The 6,430-nt window shown below is 69.7% G+C and carries 7 protein-coding genes; 1 reads left to right on the top strand and 6 read right to left on the bottom strand.

Features of this window, described 5'->3' with window-relative positions; translation table 11 throughout:
* Positions 1-112 precede the first annotated feature (112 nt).
* From BKE38_RS02725 to BKE38_RS02700, 6 genes are all read right to left on the bottom strand, one after another.
* Positions 113-568, bottom strand: coding sequence for a hypothetical protein (locus BKE38_RS02725; protein ID WP_131829476.1), 456 nt, complete (start codon positions 566-568; stop codon positions 113-115).
* 72 nt (positions 569-640) lie between these two features.
* Complete coding sequence (locus BKE38_RS02720; RefSeq protein WP_076955830.1) at positions 641-1,243, bottom strand: DUF938 domain-containing protein; 603 nt, start codon at positions 1,241-1,243, stop codon at positions 641-643.
* A gap of 1 nt (position 1,244) precedes the next feature.
* Entirely contained in the window at positions 1,245-2,192 is a 948-nt protein-coding gene (locus tag BKE38_RS02715; protein ID WP_076955829.1) for a sterol desaturase family protein, read from the bottom strand.
* 18 nt (positions 2,193-2,210) lie between these two features.
* Positions 2,211-2,984, bottom strand: coding sequence for a polysaccharide deacetylase family protein (locus tag BKE38_RS02710; RefSeq protein ID WP_076955828.1), 774 nt, complete (start codon positions 2,982-2,984; stop codon positions 2,211-2,213).
* A gap of 10 nt (positions 2,985-2,994) precedes the next feature.
* A complete protein-coding gene (locus BKE38_RS02705) occupies positions 2,995-4,035 on the bottom strand; it encodes a YncE family protein (RefSeq protein ID WP_076955827.1) in 1,041 nt (346 codons plus the stop codon).
* Positions 4,036-4,280: 245 nt separating this feature from the next.
* Complete coding sequence (locus BKE38_RS02700) at positions 4,281-4,649, bottom strand: hypothetical protein (protein WP_076955826.1); 369 nt, start codon at positions 4,647-4,649, stop codon at positions 4,281-4,283.
* Between the two features lie 652 nt (positions 4,650-5,301).
* On the opposite strand from BKE38_RS02700, the gene BKE38_RS02695 reads away from it, so the two are divergent.
* Complete coding sequence (locus tag BKE38_RS02695) at positions 5,302-6,048, top strand: FadR/GntR family transcriptional regulator (RefSeq protein ID WP_076955825.1); 747 nt, start codon at positions 5,302-5,304, stop codon at positions 6,046-6,048.
* Positions 6,049-6,430 lie beyond the last annotated feature (382 nt).

Below are 6,430 nucleotides of genomic sequence, written 5' to 3'. Positions count from 1 at the left end.
GGACGGGGCTGCGGCTCGGGCATCGAAGCTTCCGCGGTGGGAAGCCCGGCATTACCTGCTCGCTGAGAGATGTTCAAACTATTTACGAAGCGCTCAATATTGCGCCGGCGGCTCAGCGGACCAGCCGGTACATGGTTCCATTCCAGGTGGTGCGGCGCCAGGGGCTGTTGGTGAAGCGGCTTTCGAAGGCCTGCCAGCCCTGGTGGCGCTGGTCGACCATCTGCACCTCGTCGCCGAAGAAGGTGCCGATCTCGACGAAGCGGTTGCCCTCGGCTTTCAGCACGATCAGGGGGCAGTCGCGCAGCCCCATGGCGGCGCATTTCTGCGGCGTCTGCAGGGTGGCGATGATGTCGGGCTGGCCGTCGCCGTTCAGGTCGATGCGGGCGGTGCGGATGCGCGGCTCCACCCCGGCCTCGCGGGCGCGGGCGATCTGCCAGGAGCGGGCGGCGCGGGCGGCGTCCTGCGCCGCCAGGTCGTTCTCCAGCAGCGGCAGCGCGTCATGCGCCGCGGCGGGTGCCGCCGCCAGCAGCGCCAGCATCGCCCCGAGCAGCAACTGTCTGGCCGGCATCGCGGCGCTCCCTCCTGGTGCGGGGGCGATGCTGCGGCAGGGCTGCTGAAGAAGCGGTGAAGCCCGCGGGAGTCAGCCGCGGCGGAAGACCACGGTCAGGTTGTTCGCCGGCATGTTTCTGACGGTCGGCCCGGGCAGGAAGCCGGCCTCGATGGCGGCGGCCTCGACGGCTTCCAGGTCGCGCAGGCCCCAGGCGGGGTCGCGGCGGCGCAGATCCGCATCGAAGGCCTCGTTGCCCGGGGCGGTGGGGACGCCGGCCTGGCGATAGGGGCCGTAGAGCAGCAGCGGCGCCCCGGCTTCCAAACAGCGCGCGGCGCCGGCCAGCAGCCCCAGAGCCGCCGACCAGGGCGCGATATGGATCATGTTGATGCAGAGCACCGCATCGGCACGCGCGACCGGCCAGTCGCCGGCCGCGGCGTCGAGCGCGATGGCCGGACGCAGGTTGGGCAGGTCGTCTCCGGCGGCATGGGCGGCGATGCTGGCCCGCGCCCGCGGATCGGCGTCGCTCGGCTGGATGGTCCAGCCGGGCAGGTGACGCGCCCAGTGCAGGGCGTGCTCGCCGCTGCCGCTGGCCACCTCGAGCAGCAGGCCGGAGGGTGGAAGGACGTCGCGCAGCACCCCGAGGATCGGGTCGCGGTTGCGCAGCGCGGCGGGGGCGGAATAGGCGGCGGCCATCTCAGCCGCGGCCGATCAGGGCGGCGCCCATCCGCCGCAGCCCGGCCCATTGCTGGTGCAGCCAGCCGCCGGTGGCCAGCGCCTCCGGCAGCTCGGGGTCGCCAGTCTCGGGATAACGGTGGCGCTCGAAATCGCCGGTGCGGAAGATCATGTCCCAGACCGGCAGCAGAACGGCGAAGTTCTTGCCGCTCTCGCCCGAGCCCAGCACGCCGTGATGCAGCCGGTGGAAGCGCGGCGAGACGAAGAGCCGCTCGCCCAGCGCGCCGAAGTTGAGGCGGACATTGGCGTGGCTCAGCGCCTCGGCCAGGCGCAGGATGACGACGACGATCGGGAACTGCCCGGGTGGCACGCCGATCAGCAGGGCCAGGCCGCCGAACCAGACGGCGCCGATCATGTCGTCGATGATGTGGTTGCGGTCGTCGGTCCAGAAGGTCATCTGGCGCTGCGCATGGTGGATGGAATGCAGCGCCCACCACCAGGGGAACATGTGCTGGAAGCGGTGGCGCCAGTATTCGCCGAAATCCAGCACGACGATATAGACGCAGAGCGCCAGCAGCGGCCATTCGCGCAGGATCGGGAACAGCGTCTCCAGCGTCGGCGGCACCCAGCCGCTATCGGCCACCAGGCCGGAGACCCGCGCCTCCATCGAGGCGAAGGCGACGAAGGCGATCAGCGGCAGCAGGCCGAGCCGGGTCAGCAGGGTGTAGATGACGTCGGTGCGGATGCTGCGGCGGTCGCTGCGCGGCTCGACCGGCATCCAGGCCTCGAGCGGGCGGCAGATGGCGTAGATGATCAGCACCTGCAGCAGGCCGAACAGTGCGAAATCCATCCATTCAAAGGCGTCCTCCGCCCATTCCATCAGGCCGGCGGCATAGAGGAGGGGCTGGACCAGCGTCTCGAACAGCCAGCCATTCATCTGGTCCCAGCCGTCGCGCAGCGTCTCGAACATGCGGGCCGTCCCCTCTCCTCAGATGCCGCGCTCGGGCAGGGTGGCGAAGCAGAAGCCTTTGCGCAGCAGACCTTCCAGCAGCGCCTCGAAGACCTGGCCGAAAGGTTCTTTCCGGCTGCGCACGCCCCAATGCATCAGCAGCACCTCGCCGTCGCGGATGCGGCCGAGCGACTGGCTGAGCAGCCGGCCATTGGGATAGGCCGCGCTGTCCAGCTCATCCCCCAGGAAGCCGTTGGCGGACCACCCCTGGTGGCGCAGCCCGCAGGCGGCGGCCAGCGCCCGGGCATTGGCGGTCACCCGCCCGCCCGGGGCGCGCCACAGCGGCAGCACCCGGGCCTCGGGCGCCATGTCGCGCAGCGCCTCGATCGGCCGGGCAAGCTCGGCGCAGAGGCTGTGCTGGTCCAGCGTCTCGGCACCCTCGCCGCCGCGGCGCGAGGCGTAGCGCACCCGCCCTGGCGCGGGGTCGCCGGAGAAATACCAGTGACGCCAGGTGTGGCTGGCGAAGGCATGGCCCTCGGCCGCGCGGGCGCGCCAGAACTCTGCCCAGCCCGGGCCGAGCGTGGTGCCGCCGCGGAAATCCGGCTCGTTCGCCAAGAATAGCGTCGCCTTGACCCCGTGCCGCGCCATGGCGGCGGCGATCATGTCGGCTTCCCGCCCCCAGCCGGTGTCGATGGTCAGGTACAGCGTTCCGGCCCGGCACTGCTGCAGGGCGGGCTGGGCGAGGGCCGGCGTCGCCGCCAGGCCGAGCGCGCCCCCCAGCAGCCGCCGGCGGGACGAGACAGCGAGAGCCATGGCGCGCCGGTCAGTTGGTGGCGGCGGCGCGCTGGGCGGCGACCGAGGCGTAGAGGATGCCGTGCGGCGAGCGGCCGGCGCGCTGCACCTCCATCTTGCCGGTCTCCGGGTCGATGACGGCGATGCGGCCCTGCCAGCGCAGCGTCACCCAGAGCCGCCCCTGCGGGTCGATGCTGATGCAGTCCGGCCCGCCCGGGACCCGCAGCGTCCGCGTCACCGCCAGCGTCCCCGGATCGAGGAGGGAAATCCGGCTGTCGACGCGGCTGGTGACGAAGATCGGACCACCCTTCGGCGCCGGGAACAGCGCATGGGCGCCGCGGCCGACGGCGATGGTGCGCTCGATCGCCTGGGTGGCGGGGTCGACCACGGCGACATGGTCGCTGCCCATGATGCCGATCAGCAGCCGGTCGTTGTGCCAGATGACCCCGGCGGGCTCCGGCCCGACATCCATCGACCAGAGCGGCTCCAGCGTCTCCAGGCTGATGGCGACCAGCTGGCCATTGCCCTGCAGCGTGACATAGACGACGGCGTTGTCCGGGCGGAAGGCCAGGTGGCTCGGCATGTCGGGGGCGCTCAGCCGCTTCTGCAGCGTCAGCGCGCTGCCGTCCCAGCCATAGATATCGACCTGGTCGCGGCGCAGGCTGGTGATCACCAGCCGCCGGCCGTCGGGGCTGAAGCCCAGGTGATAGGGGTTGGACAGCACCTCGCGCTTGCGCAGCTCGCCCGTGGCCGGGTTGATGAAGAGCATCTCGTTGGCGCCGGAATCGCCGACCATCAGCGTATTGCCATCGGGGGTCAGCGCCAGGTGGTGCACCTCGCGCAGCACGGGGATGCGCTTGCGCTCCTCCCGCGTGGTGCCGTCCAGCACCAGGATATTGGCCTCGCCCGAGTTCAGCACATAGACCAGGTCGCCGTTGCTGCTGGCCGGGTTGGGGCTGTTCGCCGTGCTGCCCGGCGGCGTGCCGGCCGTGACCTGAGCGCGGGCGGGTGCCGCCGCGGCCAGCGCGAGGCCGGGGACAAGGCGCAGAAGCTGGGCACGGGACAACCGCATGGCAGCGAGGCTTTCGTGGCGGTGCCGGCCCTGGTCGGCCCGGCGAAGAGGACTGCCATCCTAGCAGGGTGGCGGGGCGCCCTGCCAGCGCCCCTCTGCGTCCGGCCCCGCATGGCTGGGCCGGCTTGCGTGCTGGATTTCCAGCATGTCACGTCGCGTCAGAGACTTGCGCGGCTGGCTTGAAGCACGGCCGCAACCCGCCGGAACCGCCCCGCTGGCGCCCAGAGTCGGGCGGTGCCGCGCGCTCAGACCTCGCGCGAGATCAGCCGGTTCAGCGTGCGACAGGCGGCGACCACGGCCAGCAGGGTCAGCCCCTGGGTGATCAGCATGGAGGGCGTCCAGACCGTGCCGCCGACCAGCAGCTGGCGCGGCACGTATTGCAGGAACTGCTGGATCTCCGGCTCGACCCGGATGGTGCCGACCACCTGCAGCACGCCCCACCAGGCCAGCCCGGCCATCAGCACCAGCGGCGCCACCCATTCGGCCACCAGCTCGACGAAGGTGAGGACGAAGCTGACCACCGCCCAGACCGTCAACCGCAGCCCGCGCCACAGCAGCGAGGGGGCCGGCTCGACGTCGTCCTCATATTCCTGCGGGGGGGCGTATCCGGCCATGATGGCGCTCTCCGGGTTTGCTCCGCCTGCAATAGCGCCGCTGGCCTTCGGAGACAAAGTTTCCCGTCGGGAGATTGCCCTGGCGTCACGCGATCCCGCCATTGGCGAAGACGGGTCTGCGCGGCGTCCTGCCGTCGCAGTGGGGGGGAGCGACGCCGGCTGGCATCGCCTTGCCGATGGCATGATGTACGCCTGGCCCGCGCCGCCATCGTCGGTTGCGCCGGGGCTCTTGTCAGTCGGCGGAAATACTGGCGAGAAAAAACCTGGCGCCTGGTCGCTCGCGCAAAGCTGACCGTAAATGCGCCAACACGGAGACACCTTTTGCCGTGACCTGGATGTAACCTCTCCCAGCTGAGGGGATCCGCGCCGGGAGGCAGGGGAGACTCCGTCAGCGGTCACGAGTCGTGCGAATCGCGCCGTCGGCGATGCGGCTTGAGCCTTGATTCTGACCGAGGTTGCGGGGCAGCGCGACCACCCTGCGCCAGCCAGGGTCCAATCGTTAATGTAGGTTAAGGGAAATGGCCAAGGTTCAGCCTTGATTGGAACCAATAAAGCATTGGTGCTATTCAGCTGATGGAAATATTTGCCGATTCTTGAAGAAAACGCGCGAAATGCTGCTTCCGCACCTGCGCAACCTTCGTATCATGGTCACATGAGGAAAGGCGACGAGGCCCTGCAAGCATTGCGGGCTTATCTGGCGGGGCTGAGCTTGCCCGAAGGGGCGCGTCTTGCGCCCGAGCGCGACCTGGCCGCCAAGCTGGGACTGAGCCGCCGAGCCCTTCGGGAGGGGTTGGCGCGGCTCGAGCTGGAGGGCCGGCTGTGGCGTGGCGTCGGGCAGGGGACCTTCCTGGGCCCGCGCCCGGCGAGCGAGCCCCTGCGGGTCATGCCGCCGGGCCGGCCGCTGGACATCATGGAAGCCCGGCTGGCGCTGGAGCCGCAGCTGGCCGGCCTGGCTGCGGCCAAGGCCAATGCCGAGAACCTGGCAGCCATCGAGCAGGCGGTGCGCCGCGGCAGCGAGACCGCCGATATCGAGAGCTGGGGCCGCTGGGACACGGCGCTGCACCGGGCGGTGGCCGAGGCGGCGCAGAACCCGCTGCTGCTGGCGCTGTTCGAGCAACTGGAGAGCTGCCGCATCCGTGGCGAGTGGTCGATGATGCGTGCCGCGCTGGTGGACGAGGCGGCGCGCCGCCGCGGCGTGGCCGAGCATCGCCGCCTGGCCGAGGCCATCGCCGCCCGCGATCCGGCCGCTGCCCATGCGGCCATGTGGGACCATCTGCAGTCGGTGGCCAGTCTGATCCGCGACGCGTTGCGCGCCGGCCAGGCCTGGGGCCCGGGCGCCGCCTTCGGCAGTGTCCCGCGTGAGCAGGAAGACGACCGGGACGCCGACGCCGCCGAGTGATGCCCGCAAGGGGGCGTATCGGGCGACTTATTTCTTAACCGTTACATTTTTGGGTGCAGGATGAGGCCGGCCGGGGACACCCGGCCGGCTTTTTTCGCATCCGCTCGTCAGTTCGAAGGACCATCTCATGGTTCGAGATGATATGTCAAAATCAGAGGCTTGATCAGATTAAAGCGACAAAAACGAGACCAATGCTCACTGGGTTCGGGAGAAATTGCGCGGAGCGCAAGGTTGGCGAGCCAGGCAACCCAAAAAATATACGGTTCCCTGAAATTTGACGCCTCTCTGTCAATTGACATCAGCTGAGCTAATTTTGAAAACTCAATAAGGTTGATCGCGTAAGGAGATGACGATGGCGGCGCAGGCATCACGGCAGGATCGG

The organism is Teichococcus deserti, from assembly GCF_001982615.1.
GTDB classification, from domain to species: domain Bacteria; phylum Pseudomonadota; class Alphaproteobacteria; order Acetobacterales; family Acetobacteraceae; genus Pseudoroseomonas; species Pseudoroseomonas deserti.
The sequence above is the reverse complement of the archived record's forward strand: the minus strand, read 5'-3'. Positions and strand labels throughout refer to the sequence as shown.